This is a genomic window from Bacillus sp. N12A5 (assembly GCF_026790125.1).
Lineage (GTDB): Bacteria > Bacillota > Bacilli > Bacillales > Bacillaceae > Bacillus.
The window spans coordinates 1-18221 of sequence record NZ_JALAMR010000004.1 but is presented as its reverse complement, the minus strand read 5'-3'; the positions used below and the strand labels follow the sequence as shown (position 1 = coordinate 18221).

The window sequence follows — 18221 nt, the reverse complement described above, 5'->3', positions numbered from 1 at the left end:
CCATTGCCCCTTTCATGTTTATTCTGTTTATCAAACCGTGGCGGCTTTTTTCGGAAAACGGTCAACCGCCTGCTTCAGAATCGCTTCTAATTGCTGATAATGCTCTTTTTCAACCGGGCCTACAGGCGGTCTTGCAGTATTTCTCACATTCAATCCCATGATTTCCATGCCTGCTTTGATCAAAGATACAGCATATCCTTTTCGTTGTTTGCGAATGTCGTTGATGGGGAGAATCACATGCTGATAGAGTTCCTTCACCAGCTCGCCATCTCCGTTTTTCAATGCATCATAGAACATCCGGGAAATATGCGGAATATAATTTGAAATCGCTGAGGAATAGGAGTGAAACCCGATCGGCAGGTAAGCCGGCATCGTCACTTCAGCCATCGGCATTCCGTTGAGCCATCCTAAACGGTCGCCAAGTGTATAGACGAGGTTGATATTCAAATCCATATTCCCCACCCCGTCCTTCACACCGACAAGCTGTTCACATTCGGTCAGCCGTTTGATCTGCTCAACAGAAAGAACGGCGTTATCGCGCTGGTAAAGAATTGCATTCAAGTCGGTGCTTTCCATAATCGTTTTCGCATACTGATACAGCCCCTCCTGTTCGCCATGCACCAAATACGGAGGCAGGATCAAGTAGCCGTCGGCACCTTTTTTCTCTGACAGCTGCGCCCATTCAAGCGCTGTGCTGAGGTTTCCGCCCACCCCCGTATAAACCGGCACCTTGCCTCCGGCTGCCGAGACTGCGACTTCCACCATTTGCTCGTATTCTTTATGGCTGAGGGATTGAAATTCACCAGACCCGCAAGCGATAAAAATCGCTTCCAAGCCTTCTTCCAGCAAAAACTCAATGTTTTGAAAAAGAGCTTCTTCCTCCAGTTTTCCTTGTGTATTAAAGGGTGCAACCGGAAAACCTAAAATTCCAGCGGGTGCTTTTCTCATACGGCTCATCAGCATAACCTCCTGTTATTTGTGTATACAGCCCCTGATTGAAAGCGCTTTTATTCATTTTTCTTTTATATCCGCTCCTCCCCTATATTCTTTTGTTTAATTGTAAGACAAATAAACAATAAGTCAATATCTTTATTTTCTGAAACTTTACAGATAAGTCAGTAAACCGCTTCCCGGCCGGGATTCTTGGCATCAAAAAAACAGCCAGGGCAGCCGGCTGTTTTGGTCACATGCTTCTTTGTTTCATCGTCTCGTGCAAAAGCTTCGCTTCCAAAAAGAACACGTGGATGAATTTTTTCATATTCACTTTCGCGGGGGCGAGAGGTTTTGCATCCCTAGATTGGAGTTCTTTCATTTTCTGGCTGACAACCGGAAAATCAAAGAATTTCGATGCATAGGTTTCAAATTTCGGATTCGAAAAATCAGTGGTGCCCAGTGAAGCAAAATGGTGCAGCGAATGGATAATCGCTCTGCGGATGCGCTGCTCGGAGGCTTTCATTTCGCGATTGATCTCCGTTTCAGATGCCCCTGCCCCCAGCTTTCGTTCCGCTACTTGGATGAAGATTTGTTTTAGAGAAGGGATATGTTTTTCGTATGGCTCGGATTTCTCATGCTCTGCTAAATACTGAAGCACCGCCATGAGATCATGTGCGCCGCCTTCTCCCATCATGCCAAGCTCGGACAATAGGAAAGTTCCTGCTTCTTTTATGCCGCTGTCATTTTTGTGCGGAGGACGCGCTTTCCGTTCAGTCCGGTTGACAAGCCGGCTTAAAGAGTGCTGAATATCCCCTATCGAGTGCTCAAGGTCGATCCGTTCCTTCACCTTTTGGAGAACCGTGACAATTTCAATGCGGTTAATCGGCTTATGGATAAAATATTCGATGCCGAGCGAGTACGCTTCTCCGACCATTTCCTTCGCTTCCACTTGAGAGATCATTACGATCTTTCCTGAGTACGTATCCTGAAGCTGGCGAATCGTCTCAATGCCGTCCCGTCCGGGCATTAACAGATCAATTAATAAAATATCAATCTGCTTAAATTGCAGCATATGCCCTTCCACTTGGCTTCCGTCTTCCGCTTCACCAGTCACTTCCCCGAGATCGTCATCCTCAATGATCTGCCTTAAAATCGACCGTACCGCACGGTCATCATCCGCAATAAAAAAACGCATAGCTTTCGGTTCACCCTTTCTGAATCAAATGCCGAACAGGCAGCCTGATGGCAAACACCACTCCCCGCTGCTGATTATCAAACGTGATTTCCCCTTCTAGCTCTGTCACGATTTCCTTTACGTAGGAAAGTCCGATACCCGTAGAAGGGGTGCCAAATTCGTCATATTTTGAAGTAAAACCCGGGTCAAACACAATGTCTCCGATTTTCTCAGAAATGCCGGGGCCATTGTCTTCCACCTGGAATTCTACCATACTCTCTTTTGGCTTACGGAGCCTCAGGCTGATCATTCCCTCTTCTCCCATTGCCTCAACCGCATTTGCCGTTAGATTATTTACGATCGAAAGCACGATAAATACGTGATAATCGTCATGCTCCCCTTCTATCGAGCAGTCAAAATCAATCTCTTTCCCTAGTGCTTCAGCGTACTTTACATTCATTCGAATCACAAGCTGCAGCAAATCAGAAGCCTTCATATAATCCCTTAAACTCTCATTCGAAATCAGTTTTGAAAGCCCTGCGAATATCCGCTGGTTGTCCTTTTTCACTTCATGAATCTCTCCGGCCAGTCTCAGGATTCTGCCGCTGAGCTGATCATCCTTGCCCTTCACTTCCCGATAGAGCTGGTATGAATCGTTCGTCACTTGCTCTGTCGTTTTCAGCGTCTTTTTTAAATGTACCGTTTCTTCGTATAAATTTGAAACGATCATCAGCATGTGCTCATGCTGCCGCCTTGTCTGTTTTTCTCTCGATTGCGTCTCATACAGCTTCAGCACACTATAAAAGCTCATCACGATAAATGTGTGAGAAACCGCAATCACCGCGATATCCGTGATTTTCGCAGGCGTGACAACCGTATGAAAAAGGAGAAACTGCACAGCAAGCTCGACACAATCTGACACAATTTCAATCATAAACCCGATGAAACCGAGCATAATCGGCCGTTCTCGAAAACGATTGGCCTTTAATATGTAAAACAGACAGGCATAAGTCATATAAAAGAAAAAGCCGGACGCTTGTTCATAGAGAATCGGAACCAGTCCATCGTGACCCCCGCCCCATAGTTCCAGAAAAACGCGAAAAACAAAAACTGCCGCTCCCGTCAGAAGACCCGGCAGCACAGCAGGCACATGCCGCAGCAGCGATAAGAAGAAGAAAAAAGCCGGTGCGCCAAAGCTGATCCTGAATTCCTCATTGAGAGGATAAAATTTCAATTCACCGGCCAACGGCACCGTAATCAGCATGAGGGCCAGTATATATCCGTCTTTTTCAAAAAAACGTTCCAGTTTTATGATGATCACATCCTCGCTTTTATTTTGGGGAAACGGCAGAAAACCTGCAAATTTCTTTTGACCCAGAACATGAGATTTTTATAAATCTTACGGCTTATTTTCAAAAATTTTTTGTCGTATTTTGTATGATTCTGTAGTCGCCATTATACAGTAAATATACCTTCCGCTTTTATGAAAGCGTTTAATGCCCCTTCAGTCTTCGTTTTGATAAACCTCAGTCCTTAAAGAAGAAAAACAGTGAGGAGGAATTCGATGAAAGAGTTGATAAAAGAGCCCTTGACAGAAAAAGACCCGGCAGCACAGCTGCATCATTGGGTTGAGCACTATCGCCCCTTTGCCGCCAATGGACAAAGTGCAAACTATATCCCCGCTTTAGGAAAAGTCAATGACTCACAGCTCGGCATTTGTATATTGGAGCCTGACGGAACAATGATACATGCCGGCGATTGGAACGTCCCTTTTACCCTGCAAAGCATTTCAAAAGTGATCAGCTTTATCGCCGCCTGCATGAGCCGCGGCATTTCCTATGTACTCGACCGCGTAGATGTCGAGCCGACAGGCGACGCTTTTAATTCAATCATTCGGCTCGAAATCAACAAGCCGGGAAAGCCGTTTAATCCTATGATCAACGCAGGCGCCCTCACCATCGCATCGCTTCTTCCGGGAGAGTCGGCCCACGATAAGCTCGAGTTTCTTAACTCGGTAATGGAAACTTTAATAGGAAAACGGCCGAGAATTCATGAGGAAGTGTTCCAATCTGAATGGGAAACCGCGCACCGCAACCGAGCGCTGGCCTACTATTTAAAAGAAACAAACTTTTTAGAAGCAGATGTAGAAGAAACGCTTGAGGTTTACTTGAAGCAATGCGCCATGGAGGGCACTACAGAAGACATCGCATTGATCGGCCTGATCCTTGCCCATGACGGCTATCATCCGATTCGCCGCCAGCAGGTGATTCCAAAGGACGTGGCAAAATTGGCCAAGGCATTAATGCTGACGTGCGGCATGTACAACGCTTCAGGCAAATATGCGGCGTTTGTCGGCGTGCCGGCCAAAAGCGGCGTTTCCGGCGGCATCATGGCTCTCGTTCCTCCAAGCGCCAGACGAGAACAGCCTTTTCAATCTGGATGTGGCATCGGCATTTACGGGCCTGCCATTGATGAATACGGCAACAGCCTCACTGGCGGTATGCTGCTGAAACACATGGCTCAAGAGTGGGAGCTTAGTATTTTTTAAACATTAAAAAAAGAGGTGATTGTATGCAGCAAATCCTGGAACATATCGTCGGGATCGCAAATGATCTATTATGGTCAAAGCTATTAATTGTATTGCTCCTTTCTCTGGGAATCTATTTTACGTTCAGGCTTAAGTTTTTGCAGGTTCGTATGCTGAAGGAAATGGTCAGGGTATTAAGAGAAGGTGCCGCTTCCCGGTCGAAAAACAGCATTTCTCCATTTCAAGCCTTTTGCATCAGCATGGCGGCCCGTGTCGGAACGGGAAATATTACGGGCATTGCCATCGCCATTGCACTCGGCGGGCCAGGTGCAATCTTCTGGATGTGGATTATCGCCATTATCGGATCAGCATCAAGCTTTGTGGAAAGCACACTGGCACAGATTTATAAGGTAAAAGATGCAAACGGCTTCCGCGGCGGGCCGGCGTATTACATGGAAAAAGGGCTGAACAAAAGGTGGATGGGCGCGCTGTTCGCCGTTTTAATCACCTTGTCGTTCGGTATTGTCTTTAACTCGGTCCAATCAAATACAGTCAGTCTCGCCTTTGAAAATGCGTTCGGCACAAACCGCCTGACATTAGGACTCATTTTAATTGCTGTGTTCGGCACGATTATTTTCGGCGGTGTAAAACGCATTGCGAAGCTGGCTGAATCCATTGTCGTCGTATTGGCTGTCCTGTATATCGGAGTTGCGTTTTTCGTGATTTTCACCAACATTACGCAACTGCCGGACGTGATTGCACTTATCGTGAAAAATGCATTTGGTGTTGACCAGGCCGCCGGCGGCGCTTTGGGTGCAGCGTTAATGCAGGGTGTCAGACGTGGAATCTTTTCAAACGAAGCAGGAATGGGAAGCGCACCGAATGCCGCTGCCACCGCAACGACAAGCCATCCTGTTAAACAGGGGCTGATTCAAGCTTTGGGTGTGCTTACGGATACGCTGGTCATTTGTACAAGCACTGCTTTTATCATTCTGTTTTCGGATGCCTATCATACTCCGGGACTGAGCGGAATCGCGTTGACACAAGCCTCTCTCAGCTCCCATGTCGGATCGTGGGCATCAGGCTTTCTCGCTATTCTGATTTTGATATTCGGATTCTGTGCTTTAATCGGAAACTATTATTATGGCGAAACCAATATCGGCTTTTTGAACAAAAGCAAAAAACTGATTTTTGTCTACCGTATCGGCGTGCTGGCGATGATTGTCTTTGGCTGTGTTGCCAAAGTCCAGCTCGTCTGGGATCTGGCTGATTTGTTCATGGGTTTGATGGTCGTCGTAAATTTAATCGCGATTTTCTTATTATCGAAGGTCGTTTTTACGGCGCTGAAAGACTATACACGCCAGAAAAAAGCAGGCAAAGATCCGGTCTTTTATAAAGATGTGCTCAAAAACCATAATGGCATTGAGTGCTGGCCGCTTTCTGATACAAAGGCTGACACACATAACAAACAAATATCATAAGAAAAGGGTGTTCAGACATATGGGCTGAACACCCTCCTCTTTTTGCGTTTATTGACAAACCCGTAAGCCACCATTACGATTTTCATATCCTTTTCAAAAAAATCTGAAAGAAGGCATCGATACATTCTATGAATCCTATCCAACACATACTAGATACATACCCGCTTATTGTGCTAGACGGCGCCATGGCGACCGAGCTGGAACGCAAGGGCTGTGATTTGAACGACAGTCTGTGGTCGGCAAAAATCCTGATGGAAGAGCCAGACCTGATTAAACAAGTTCATACTGATTATTTCGCGGCAGGCGCTGACTGTGCGATCACCGCCAGCTATCAGTCGACATTTGAAGGCTTTGCCGCACGCGGGCTGAGCGAAGCGGAAGCTCGCCGGCTCATCGAGATGTCCGTCAGCATCGCAGCTGAAGCACGTGATGAATTTTGGGCGCTTGAAGAGAACCGTCTGAATCGGCCAAAACCGATCATTGCGGCATCTGTAGGCCCTTATGGCGCTTATCTTGCGGACGGCTCTGAGTATCGCGGCAACTATGGAATCTCAGAAGATGAACTGATTGAATTTCATCGCCCCCGCATGAAGGCGCTGATCGAGGCCGGGGCTGATGTTTTGGCATGCGAGACGATTCCTTGTCTGGCCGAAGCAAAAGCGATTGTGCGGCTCCTGAAGGAATTTCCTGAAACGTATGCGTGGATCAGCTTCAGTGCAAAAGACGGCCTGCACATCAGTGACGGAACACCTGCCGCTGACTGCGCATCATGGCTTGATGAGCACCGCCAAATTGCAGCGATCGGCATCAACTGCACGCCGCTTCAGCATATCCCTTCCTTGATAGAGGAGTTAAAAACGCACACATCAAAACCGATCATCGCCTACCCGAATTCAGGCGAACAATATGACCCGAAAACAAAAACGTGGAACGGCGCAGCATGTACCGAACCTTATGGAGCGAGTGCCCGCACATGGTATGAAAAAGGGGCGAAGCTGATTGGCGGCTGCTGCCGGACAAAACCCGAAGATATTCAAGACATCGCGGCTTGGGCGCGCTCTTTAAAAACAACTTGACTTATCGGAATAGTTTGTATATTCTATCTAAAAGCCGGTACGCCGGAGTCTCGTGTCACTCGCTGACATGAGATTTTTTATTAGGAAGGAAATAAATCGCCATAGAAGGTTGGAAAAAGATGAAATCTGCTCACAACAAGAATGAGACAAACTTTCAGAGAAGTATGAAAAGCCGGCACCTCTTTATGCTTTCCTTAGGGGGTGTTATCGGAACCGGGCTGTTTTTAAGCTCTGGCTACACCATTCAGCAGGCAGGCCCGGCGGGAACCATACTCGCCTACCTAGTCGGGGCCGGCATCGTTTATTTGGTCATGCTGTGCCTCGGTGAACTGTCAGTGGCTATGCCTGTGACCGGCGCCTTTCACACCTATGCAGCCAAATACATAGGGCCGGGAACCGGATTTACGGTCGCATGGCTGTACTGGCTGACATGGACTGTGGCATTGGGATCAGAATTCACAGCAGCCGGCTTGTTAATGCAGCGCTGGTTTCCCCATACGTCCGTTTGGATGTGGAGTGCCGTCTTTGCGCTGTTCATTTTCTTGCTGAACGCATTTTCGGTCAAGTTTTTCGCTGAATCAGAATTTTGGTTTTCCAGCATCAAAGTATTAGCCATCGTATTATTTATTCTATTAGGCGGCTCTGCCATGTTCGGCATCATCCCGATCAAAGGCGCAGAAGCCGCTCCGATGCTGTCCAACTTCACAGCGGAAGACGGGCTCTTTCCAAATGGATTTGTCCCGATTTTGATGACGATGCTGTCCGTCAATTTTGCCTTTTCGGGAACGGAACTGATCGGAATTGCAGCTGGTGAAAGCGTGGATCCCGACAAAACAATACCAAAAGCGATTAAAACAACGGTCTGGCGTCTCTCCCTCTTTTTTATCGGAACGATTTTTGTTCTGTCAGGGCTGATTCCGATTCAAGAAGCCGGCGTCATCAAAAGTCCGTTTGTCGCTGTCTTTGACAGAGTCGGTGTCCCGTACGCAGCCGATATGATGAACTTTGTCATCTTGACAGCGATTCTGTCAGCGGCTAATTCCGGACTCTATGCTTCTTCCCGAATGCTCTGGTCGTTATCAAAAGAAAAGACGCTTCACCCGGCATTCGCAAAGCTGACGTCAAAAGGAACCCCGTTTAATGCGCTGGTGTTCAGTATGATCGGCGGCATTCTGTCATTGCTGTCCAGCGTATTTGCGCCAGACACTGTTTACGTTGTGCTCGTTTCGATTTCCGGTTTTGCAGTCGTTGTCGTGTGGATGGGAATCGCCGCTTCCCAATTCATGTTCAGAAAACGATATGTCGCAGCGGGAAACAAGGTCGCCGACTTGAAATACCGGACCCCTTGGTATCCGATCGTACCGACTGCCGCGTTCCTGTTATGCCTGGCTTCCGTCATCGGCATTGCCTTTGATCCGAATCAAAGAATCGCATTGTATTGCGGCATTTCGTTTATGGCCATCTGCTATGCAGTGTATTATGCGAGAAACCGCAATAGCCGGGCTACTGCTGATATCACGCATTCAAAATAAAAAGAACCTGCCTCCGGGCAGGTTCTTTTTCATCTTTATACCTCCAATGTCCAGTTGAACGGGCCTTTCACTTTGCCACGCTGAATATCTGTTATCGTTTCATACAGCTTTTTCGAGAGATCTCCAATTTGCCCGTCGCCTACAATCACCGTTTTTCCATGAATATTGAGTTCACCGACAGGTGTAACAACGGCTGCCGTGCCCGTGCCGAAGACCTCTGTCAATTCCCCGCGGGCAGAAGCCGCGTAAATCTCGTCAATCGAAATTCTCTCTTCACGAACGGGAATGCCCCAGCTGCGCATCAATTCAATCGCAGACGCACGTGTAACCCCGCTTAAAATACTCCCGCTTAAAGCCGGAGTGACAGCTTCCCCGTTCATGACGAAAAAGATGTTCATGCTCCCTACTTCTTCCACGTATTTCTTTTCAATGGCGTCCAGCCACAGCACCTGGTCATAGCCCAGCTCATTCGCTTTTCGCTGTGCCTGAAGGCTTGCCGCGTAATTTCCGGATGTTTTTGCACATCCGACCCCGCCGTTCACCGCCCGCACGTATTCATCCTCGACGTAGATTCTAACCGGCTTCAGCTGATCGCCATAGTACGAGCCGACAGGCGAAAGCACGATCATAAAGGTATAGCTTTTAGATGCTTTTACACCAAGACTCGGTTCCGTGGCAATGACAAACGGACGAATATACAGTGACGTTCCCTTTTCCTTTGGAACCCAATCTTTCTCAAGCTCAATTAATTGCATCAATGCCTCAAGCACCAGCTCCTCGTCTAAAGGAGGCATGCTCATGCGCTCACACGATCTGTTCAGCCGTTTGATATTTTGATCCGGACGGAACAGCAGCACCCTGCCGTCTTCTGTTCTGTACGCTTTTAATCCTTCAAAGACAGCCTGGCCGTAATGAAAAACAGATGAAGACGGATCAAGCGTAAGCGGCGCGTACGGCGCAATTCTCGGATGATGCCAGCCGATTCCCTCTTCATAATCCATCACAAACATATAATCTGTAAAATATTGACCGAATCCCAAGGATGATGGGTCGGGCTTTTCCTTATGAAATGCAATTTTTTCTCGTTCGATAAGCTTATTCAATCTGATCAGCACACCTTTCACATCATAATTGTTTAAATATTCAGTCTTTTTAAAGCTGCAAAAAATATACAGCCTCTCTTTTCATGATACGCCGCTTCGCACTTATAAATTTCAGAATATTCTTTAGGATCATCAGCTATTATACACCACATTCATTGTCAAATGAAGATGAAATAAAAGAAAATTAGCCCGTTTGGCATCTTTTTCAACGTGATTACCAATCAAGGATGGACGAGAAATTGGCGCAGACTGTCACAGGATGTGATAACGGCAGCCTTGGGCAGGACGCCTGATCATTAGCCGCCGTTTCTTTCATAACTGAACACCGGTGCACTGGCCTGACAACGAATGCAAGGGTCTTGCCGGCATACTGAAACAGCCAGATTCATTCTGGCTGTTTGATTTAGACTGCTAAATACAGCACGGCAATATGGCAAAGCAGCAACATATATACTGCGATCACAAATTGCCAATTAATCTTCTGCGCCCATGCAAACATCACCATCAAAACAGGAAGTATCACTATCCCTGCCAGCTTGTTAACCGTCAGATCCGGACGGTTCGTTCCATCATAATGAATCGGCATTTCCGCCGGCAGAAACGGGTAAAACACAATTGAAAGGATGAAAGCAGCAATTACGGATCCCCACAGCACTTTTCCATTCGTCAGTAGAAACATAGAGCAACCATTCCTTTCTTCATACATTTCTTTATGATTGATATGACTGTTCTACGGTGAATTTCGTTCGGTCTCCCCGCGTAATAATTTGCGCGTATTCCACGACTTTTTCGTTTTTGTCATAGGTAAGGGATTCTGATAAAAACGCCGGCGCTCCGACATTGGTTAACAAGTGGCCGCTAATCGTTTCATCTGTTAAAATCGGCTCGATTGATTCCGTGCCCCTGCTGATTTCAATATTGTATTTCGTCCTTAACAGTTCAAACAGAGAGCCGGTGCACTCTTCCTGCGCCAGCCCCGGTGCCGCTTTCCAGGGAATATATGAGGTGTGGTACTGCAGAGGCTCCCCCTCGGCGTATCTGACTCTGACAAGCTTGTTGACAGGTTCATTCTCCTTCATTTTCAGAAGCTCAGCAATGGAGTGATCAGCAGGGATCACCACAAGCTCAAGCACTTTTGATTCAGAACGCAGGCCTCTCATTTGTTCTGCAAAGCTCGTAATCTTATGCGGAATCGGCGTTTGTATTTTAGCCGCCGATACAAATGTTCCTTTTCCTTGAATCCGCTTAATATATCCCTCAAGCTCAAGCTGCTGCAGGGCCAGTCTCACCGTTGTCCTGCTGACATCGTATTGTTCGCAAAACTCGCTCTCCGTTGGCAGCTGATCATTCGCCTGATATTTGCCCGACTTAATTAATTCAATGATTTTAAACTTGATAACAGAATATAAAGCTGTCATTTCATTCTCCCCATTCCGTAATGCAACCGTTCTTTTTGATTGAGACCATCATATCACTTGCCTTCTAAATATGAAAGATTTGTATCCTTCTTTTATAACAAATTTTCAGACATTAATATTGACAGTTTGATAACGGCGGTGCTAAATTCGTAATGACAACTATCATAAATTGGTCATAACAAATATGGTGCTTGTCTATCTCTTTGAGGGGGTGTCACATGAAGATCCTTATCGCCGAGCACTATGAAGAACTCTGTAAGTTAAGCGCTGACATTATTAAAGAGCAAGTACAGGCTAAGAAAGATGCCGTTCTCGGTTTGGCAACAGGAAGCACGCCGGTCGGCTTGTACAAGCAGCTGATTTCAGACTATCAGGCAGGCGAAATTGATTTTTCAAAGGTTACTACATTTAATTTGGATGAATATGCTGGTCTCTCTCCATCGCATCCGCAAAGTTATAACCATTTTATGCATGAGCATCTTTTTCAGCATATCAATATGCAGCCTGGTCAAACCCATATCCCGCAAGGAGACAATCCGCAGCTTGAGGCAGAATGTAAAGCATACGAGAATCTCATCCGCCAGGCGGGAGGCATTGATATTCAAATTCTCGGCATCGGCGCCAATGGCCATATCGGTTTTAATGAACCGGGATCTGATTTTGAGGACCGGACACGGGTTGTTAAGCTGTCAGAAAGCACGATACAGGCAAATGCCAGATTCTTCGGCGGTGATCCGGTGCTGGTGCCGAGACTCGCGATTTCAATGGGCATTAAAACCATCATGGAATTCAGCAAACATATTGTGCTATTAGCAAGCGGCGAGGAAAAAGCAGACGCCATTCAAAAGATGGCTGAAGGCCCTGTCACGACAGATGTACCGGCCTCCATTCTTCAAAAACACAATCATGTAACCGTTATCGCCGATCAAAAAGCGGCTCAAAAACTAAAGAAAGCATCATACTCATAAAGGAGACTGTCATGTTTAAAAAGGCATTTCAAATTCTGCAGCAGCTTGGCCGCGCGTTGATGACTCCGGTTGCCGTCCTTCCGGCAGCGGGTCTTTTGCTCCGTTTCGGTGACAAGGATTTACTGAACATCCCTATTATAAAGGATGCAGGCGGCGTTGTATTCGATAACCTGCCCCTGATTTTCGCCGTTGGGGTCGCGATCGGTTTAGCCGGCGGCGAAGGTGTAGCCGGACTTGCCGCTGTCATCGGATACTTAATTTTAACCGTCACCCTCGACAACATGGGAAAATTACTCGGGCTTCAGCCTCCGTATGAAGGAGCCGAGCACCTGATTGATATGGGAGTATTCGGAGGAATCATCATCGGGCTTCTTGCCGCCTATTTATATAAGCGTTTTTCATCAATCGAGCTGCATCCGGTCCTTGGGTTCTTCTCGGGAAAACGGTTTGTCCCTATTATTACTTCCGTCAGTTCACTGGGAATCGGCGTGATTTTTTCATTTGTTTGGCCGCTGATCCAAAACGGAATCAACGCAGCCAGCAGTTTAATCGCCGATTCAACAGTCGGCCTGTTCTTTTATGCAACGATCTATCGTTTGCTGATTCCTTTTGGCCTGCATCATATTTTTTATACACCTTTCTATTTTATGATGGGAGAATACACAGACCCGTCAACAGGCAGTATCGTAACCGGCGACCTGACAAGGTTTTTCGCGGGAGACCCGACAGCGGGGCGCTTTATGATGGGGGATTTCCCATACATGATTTTCTGTTTGCCTGCAGTTGCTCTTGCCATTATCCATACTGCGCGTCCGGAAAAGAAAAAAATGATCTCCGGCGTGATGATTTCTGCGGCGCTCACATCTATGCTGACAGGCATTACAGAGCCTGTTGAGTTTTCTTTCTTATTCGTTGCGCCCGTGCTTTATTTAATTAACTCTATTCTTGCCGGCGTTATCTTTGTCGTTTGTGATTTATTCCACGTCCGCCACGGCTATACGTTCTCAGGCGGCGGAATCGACTACGTCTTGAACTACGGGCTGTCGACAAACGGCTGGGTCGTCATTCCTGTCGGGATCGTATTTGCTTTCATTTATTATTATTTGTTCCGCTTTGCGATTTTGAAATGGAACTTGAAAACACCCGGCCGTGAAGCAGATGAAGCCGACCAATCTGAGGCAAAAGCTCCTGTCGCTAAAGACCAGCTTGCCTTTCATGTGCTGCAGGCCTTGGGCGGACAGCAAAATATCGCCAACCTGGATGCATGTATTACAAGGCTTCGTGTGACTGTTCATCACCCGAGCCAAGTCAGCAAGGACGAATTGAAACGGCTTGGCGCGGTAGGTGTGCTGGAAGTCAACAACAACTTCCAGGCAATATTCGGAACAAAATCTGATGCCTTAAAAGATGATATCAAAACGATCATAGCCGGAGGCGTCCCTGACACTGCCGCCACTCTCGATACAGAGACTGACGAACAGCAGAAGCCCGCTTCTGGCGAGACTTTCATATATCCGCTCAAAGGAGAAACAGTCTCTCTGGCAGACGTGCCCGATCAAGTCTTTTCCGAAAAAATGATGGGTGAGGGCTTTGCGATTGACCCAGCAGAAGGAAAAGTCGTTGCCCCTGCGGACGGCGAAATTATCTCCATTTTTCCAACGAAACACGCCATTGGCTTTAAGAGCGCCAGCGGCACCGAAATTTTGATCCATGTCGGAATTGATACTGTTACACTAAATGGGGAAGGCTTTGAAGCTCACGTCACGAGCGGACAAGCCGTCAAACAAGGTGAACTGCTTCTCACCTTTGATCTCGATTACATCAAACAGCATGCCGCTTCAGCTGTAACACCGGTCATCTTCACAAATGCATCTGAAGAAGAGATGAAGCACATCCATATGAAGTAAAAAAGTCCCCCTGCTGCGGGGGACTTTTTTGCCAACATAATGAAAGCGCTATCAAAATAAAATTTTGAAAAAGGTGTTTGATTGTGAATCACGAATGATATGATTATGCCTAAAATCCTATCATTCTAAAGGAGGATTCATTTGAAAAAATTAATCGCGTTTCAAATCTTAATTGCTCTGGCAATCGGCGCAGTGATCGGCCACTTTTTTCCTGATTTTGGGATGGCACTGAGGCCTGTAGGAGACGGGTTTATCCGCTTGATTAAAATGATTGTCGTGCCGATTGTGTTTTCTACTATTGTCATCGGAGCCGCAGGAAGCGGCAGCATGAAAAAAATGGGCAGCCTCGGCATCAAGACCATCATTTGGTTTGAAGTGATTACGACGTTGGTATTAGCCCTAGGGCTTGTATTAGCAAATGTCCTAAAACCAGGTGTCGGGCTTGACCTCTCCCATTTAGCGAAAAAAGATATCAATGAACTTTCCGGCTACACAGATAAAGTTGTTGATTTCAAACAAATGATCCTCGATATTATCCCTACAAACATTATTGATGTCATGGCCAGAAATGATTTGTTAGCCGTTATATTCTTTGCGATTCTGTTTGGTGTTGCTGCGGCAGGCATCGGCAAAGCCTCTGAACCAGTGATGAAATTCTTTGAATCCACCGCTCAAATTATGTTCAAACTCACGCAAATCGTCATGGTGACGGCTCCTATCGGCGTGTTAGCCCTGATGGCAGCCTCTGTTGGCCAATATGGCATTGAACTCCTCCTCCCTATGTTTAAGCTGGTTGGCACGGTATTTCTTGGTCTGTTCCTGATCCTCTTTGTCCTCTTTCCACTTGTCGGTCTTATCTTTCAGATTAAGTATTTCGAAGTATTAAAAATGATATGGGATCTGTTTTTAATTGCGTTTTCCACCACCAGCACGGAAACCATTCTCCCTCAGCTGATGGACAGAATGGAGAAATACGGCTGCCCGAAACGAGTTGTATCATTTGTCGTCCCCTCCGGCTTGTCACTGAACTGTGACGGCTCCAGCTTATATCTATCGGTTTCATGTATTTTTCTGGCCCAGGCCTTTCAAGTAGACATGACATTGTCCCAGCAGCTGCTCATGATGCTTGTGCTTGTGATGACCAGTAAAGGCATTGCAGCTGTTCCGTCTGGCTCGCTTGTGGTTCTGCTGGCGACTGCCAATGCTGTGGGGCTGCCGGCTGAAGGCGTTGCCATAATAGCGGGTGTTGACCGCGTCATGGACATGGCGAGAACAGGCGTAAACGTACCGGGACATGCGATTGCCTGTATTGTGGTATCTAAATGGGAAAAGGCCTTCCGCCAAAAAGAATGGGTTTCCGCAAACGAACAAACCGAAAGCATATAGAAAAAAAGAACACCTCATTCCCGAGGTGTTCTTTCAATTATTCAGCAGCAGCGTGCTCTTCTTTTTCAATCGCTGCCAGTCTTGCGCTTACTTCTTCTGCTGTCATATTATGCTCTTTGACATACAGATTTCTTGGGTTCGTGCGGCATTCGTGGCTGCAGCTGCGCATATATTTATACTCATTTTCCGGTGTGCATATCATTTTTTTGTTGCAAGATGGATTTGCGCAGTTCACATAACGCTCACACGGTTCACCTGTAAAATAGTCTTTTCCGACAATCACATGCTCAACACGGTTGACAGGCACGCTGATTCTTTCATCGAAGACGTAGCACTGCCCGTCCCAAAGCTTACCTTGCACCTCAGGATCTTTACCGTATGTGACGATTCCGCCGTCAAGCTGTGCCACATCTTCAAAGCCTTGCTTCATCAGCCAGCCTGAGAACTTTTCACAGCGCACGCCGCCCGTGCAGTACGTTAAAATCTTTTTGCCTTCAAGCATATCTTTGTGTTCTTCGATCCATTCAGGCAATTCGCGGAAGGCCTCGATGTCAGGACGGACTGCTCCTCTGAAATGGCCAAGGTCATACTCGTAATCATTACGCGCATCGATGACAATGGTGTTTGGATCCTGCATTTTCTCATAAAATTCTGCAGGCTTCAGATGCTGCCCTGTTGTTTCGTTCGGATCCACATCATCTTCAAGACGAAGCGTCACGAGCTCTTTTTTATGACGGACAAAGATTTTTTTGAACGCATGGCCTTCTGCTTCATCAATTTTAAATACCATGTCCGCAAAACGAGGATCAGCTTTCATTGTTTGCATATATTTTTCAGTCTGCTCAACCGTACCTGATACCGTACCGTTAATTCCTTCAGAAGAAACAAGGATACGGCCTAACAAACCAAGCTCCTTACAAAAAGCCAGATGCTGCTCTCTAAACGTCTCTGGATCTTCAATGGGAACATATTTATAGTAAAGTAATACTCTGTATTGTTTTTCCATGATTTAAACACCCTGTTCAATTATAGTTAGTTGTTATGCACACTCTTACTATATCATACAGGAAAATGCCGCAAAGATGAACAGATCCGCCCAGACTGATAAAAATATCCAAGCTCTTGCAAACCCTCGCGGCAAAAGGGTTTATTAATAACAAATAGTATTTTCCATCCATTTACTAATTGATATAGTTATCTGAAAACTACCAAAAGATAAGACAAAATGAAAAACCCCCTGTAGTATAACAGGGGACCCTCTCACTTGATAATGACTGATGGCGTGATATGCTCCAGCCAAATGACACCGTCATATTGTTCCTTCAGGATCATCTGCTCTTCCATGACCCCCCAATAGAGTGCTGTCCGCGGGGTATACATCCACGAAGTGCCTTTCTTGTTTTTTGTATGGAGAAAATCAACAAAGACAGCTGGATGGTTCGCAGCCTTCAGCAAGGCTTCAAGACTTCCAGACGGCGGCGGGCTTGTGACCGGCGTAACGGTTTTATTATCCGAGCTATCAAGACTGGCGCCTGAATATGCATAAATGCCAATCGTATATGTTTGTTTTTTCAGATGCTCCGGCAAATAATCACCCATATTAGGAGTGTTTGCCTGTGTCATATCCTTAATCATTTTCGTATTCTGTTTGCGAAGGTGGTAATTGTGGCCCCAGACAATAATTTTCTTTTTCGGATAAAGGGTGTCGGCTACCCACTGAAATTGTTCAGCCATCATGCGGTCTCTTAAAACAAAAGGAAGCTCCTCTAATTTCTCCGGATAATCCTTTAGCTTTTGTCTCATTTCTTGAGGCATATACGTTTCCATTACGTCAATTCGCAGCTGGAGAGAATGCATAAATATCTCATAAGCTTTCGGCTCTTTCGGAAGGTGGGCTTTTAGTGCTGAAGCATTTTTTTCAGCGAACTTGATCAGCTCTTGATAGTTTTTCGCAAGCGCTTCTTTCTTTTGCGCAAATTCTTCAAACGTACTGCTGTCTGTCACCAATGTTGAAAAGTCATTTTCTGATTGAGAGAGCAGTTCTGCTTTTTCAGAGTCCACTGCTTTGACCCATTGGTTTGCAGCGTCATTGAATGAATTCTTCATGCTTTGAATATCAAAACCGGTAAGGATTAGCGGATCGCCTTTCTCTTTTTGCTCTTTCATGTAAGCAAACAGCTCAACAACATCTTCTGTGTGCCAAACAGCGGAAATGGCGTTTTTCATTGTGCTCTTAGAAGTGGATTGGCTCATATTAAGGTAGGCTGCATTTGTATCGGTAAAGCCAGACTCAAAGGCCAATACATCGTATCCCAGTTCTTCGTGGAGGTATTTGATCATGCGTACTTTTGTTGCATTGATTTCGCCAGCGCCATGTGTGGTTTCTCCTAACTGAACGATTCGTTTTCCTTTCAGCACCTTCTTCAGAAAGCGAAGGTCTTTGTTTGAAGCATCGGAAGAATCCAGTGGACGTGCATGTCGTTCAATCCAGCGATCCCAATGTTTTTCTTCAGAAACAGCAAGAGCTGAGGCTGAAAAAGAAGAAAACGCAAGACAAACAATCAGCAGCGGCAGCGTCATTTTCACGATCATTTGTTTCAATTCTATCTCTCCTTTTCTTCTAAGTTCTCTAGTCATTACGAGATAGATATAGAAAAAGTTTCCTTTATTCGCCAATAAAAAAAGCTTCTCACTTGGGACTGACCCCCGTTTTTGA

At 46.2% G+C, this 18221-nt stretch carries 15 protein-coding genes; 7 read left to right on the top strand and 8 right to left on the bottom strand.

Translation table 11 applies throughout. The features are described from left to right. Nucleotides 1-30: 30 nt before the first annotated feature. The 3 genes from kdgD to MOC09_RS05355 all read right to left on the bottom strand — a co-directional run bounded on the left by kdgD (nucleotide 31) and on the right by MOC09_RS05355 (nucleotide 3371). A complete protein-coding gene (gene kdgD, locus MOC09_RS05365; RefSeq protein ID WP_268358539.1) occupies nucleotides 31-957 on the bottom strand; it encodes a 5-dehydro-4-deoxyglucarate dehydratase in 927 nt (308 codons plus the stop codon). A 226-nt stretch (nucleotides 958-1183) separates the two neighbouring features. Further along, on the bottom strand, nucleotides 1184-2128 hold the full coding sequence (locus MOC09_RS05360) for a DNA-binding domain-containing protein (RefSeq protein WP_268369818.1): 945 nt from the start codon (nucleotides 2126-2128) through the stop codon (nucleotides 1184-1186). A 10-nt stretch (nucleotides 2129-2138) separates the two neighbouring features. Beyond that, complete coding sequence (locus MOC09_RS05355) at nucleotides 2139-3371, bottom strand: ATP-binding protein (protein ID WP_268369891.1); 1233 nt, start codon at nucleotides 3369-3371, stop codon at nucleotides 2139-2141. Between the two features lie 300 nt (nucleotides 3372-3671). Between MOC09_RS05355 and MOC09_RS05350 the strand changes: the two genes are divergently transcribed. The 4 genes from MOC09_RS05350 (at nucleotide 3672) to mmuP (ending at nucleotide 8723) form a co-directional block, all read left to right on the top strand. Next, entirely contained in the window at nucleotides 3672-4655 is a 984-nt protein-coding gene (locus MOC09_RS05350; protein ID WP_268369816.1) for a glutaminase, read from the top strand. A gap of 23 nt (nucleotides 4656-4678) precedes the next feature. After that, nucleotides 4679-6115, top strand: a complete 1437-nt coding sequence (locus MOC09_RS05345) for an alanine/glycine:cation symporter family protein (RefSeq protein WP_268369814.1) — start codon at nucleotides 4679-4681, stop codon at nucleotides 6113-6115. 128 nt (nucleotides 6116-6243) lie between these two features. Next, complete coding sequence (mmuM, locus tag MOC09_RS05340; RefSeq protein ID WP_268369812.1) at nucleotides 6244-7191, top strand: homocysteine S-methyltransferase; 948 nt, start codon at nucleotides 6244-6246, stop codon at nucleotides 7189-7191. 119 nt (nucleotides 7192-7310) lie between these two features. Beyond that, complete coding sequence (mmuP, locus tag MOC09_RS05335) at nucleotides 7311-8723, top strand: S-methylmethionine permease (RefSeq protein WP_268369810.1); 1413 nt, start codon at nucleotides 7311-7313, stop codon at nucleotides 8721-8723. Nucleotides 8724-8758: 35 nt separating this feature from the next. Here mmuP and MOC09_RS05330 read toward each other — a convergent pair whose 3' ends face one another. The 3 genes from MOC09_RS05330 to gamR form a co-directional block, all read right to left on the bottom strand. Continuing rightward, a complete protein-coding gene (locus tag MOC09_RS05330; RefSeq protein WP_268358527.1) occupies nucleotides 8759-9826 on the bottom strand; it encodes a branched-chain amino acid aminotransferase in 1068 nt (355 codons plus the stop codon). Between the two features lie 403 nt (nucleotides 9827-10229). Beyond that, complete coding sequence (locus tag MOC09_RS05325) at nucleotides 10230-10505, bottom strand: DUF1648 domain-containing protein (RefSeq protein ID WP_268358526.1); 276 nt, start codon at nucleotides 10503-10505, stop codon at nucleotides 10230-10232. A 31-nt stretch (nucleotides 10506-10536) separates the two neighbouring features. After that, on the bottom strand, nucleotides 10537-11244 hold the full coding sequence (gene gamR, locus MOC09_RS05320) for a transcriptional regulator GamR (protein WP_268358524.1): 708 nt from the start codon (nucleotides 11242-11244) through the stop codon (nucleotides 10537-10539). Between the two features lie 218 nt (nucleotides 11245-11462). Between gamR and nagB the strand changes: the two genes are divergently transcribed. The 3 genes from nagB to gltP all read left to right on the top strand — a co-directional run bounded on the left by nagB (nucleotide 11463) and on the right by gltP (nucleotide 15505). Then, nucleotides 11463-12212 (top strand): glucosamine-6-phosphate deaminase, encoded by a 750-nt coding sequence (gene nagB / locus MOC09_RS05315; protein WP_268358523.1) that lies wholly within the window; start codon nucleotides 11463-11465, stop codon nucleotides 12210-12212. An 11-nt stretch (nucleotides 12213-12223) separates the two neighbouring features. Then, on the top strand, nucleotides 12224-14119 hold the full coding sequence (gene ptsG, locus MOC09_RS05310) for a glucose-specific PTS transporter subunit IIBC (RefSeq protein WP_268369808.1): 1896 nt from the start codon (nucleotides 12224-12226) through the stop codon (nucleotides 14117-14119). Nucleotides 14120-14260: 141 nt separating this feature from the next. Then, complete coding sequence (gene gltP, locus MOC09_RS05305) at nucleotides 14261-15505, top strand: glutamate-aspartate/proton symporter GltP (protein ID WP_268358521.1); 1245 nt, start codon at nucleotides 14261-14263, stop codon at nucleotides 15503-15505. 37 nt (nucleotides 15506-15542) lie between these two features. Here the strand turns inward: gltP and MOC09_RS05300 are convergent, their stop codons facing one another. Then, the gene (locus tag MOC09_RS05300) at nucleotides 15543-16511 is read right to left on the bottom strand and encodes a rhodanese-related sulfurtransferase (RefSeq protein WP_268358520.1); all 969 of its coding nucleotides are present in this window, start codon (nucleotides 16509-16511) and stop codon (nucleotides 15543-15545) included. 254 nt (nucleotides 16512-16765) lie between these two features. Beyond that, nucleotides 16766-18106, bottom strand: a complete 1341-nt coding sequence (locus MOC09_RS05295) for an erythromycin esterase family protein (protein WP_268369889.1) — start codon at nucleotides 18104-18106, stop codon at nucleotides 16766-16768. Between the last annotated feature and the right edge of the window lie 115 nt (nucleotides 18107-18221).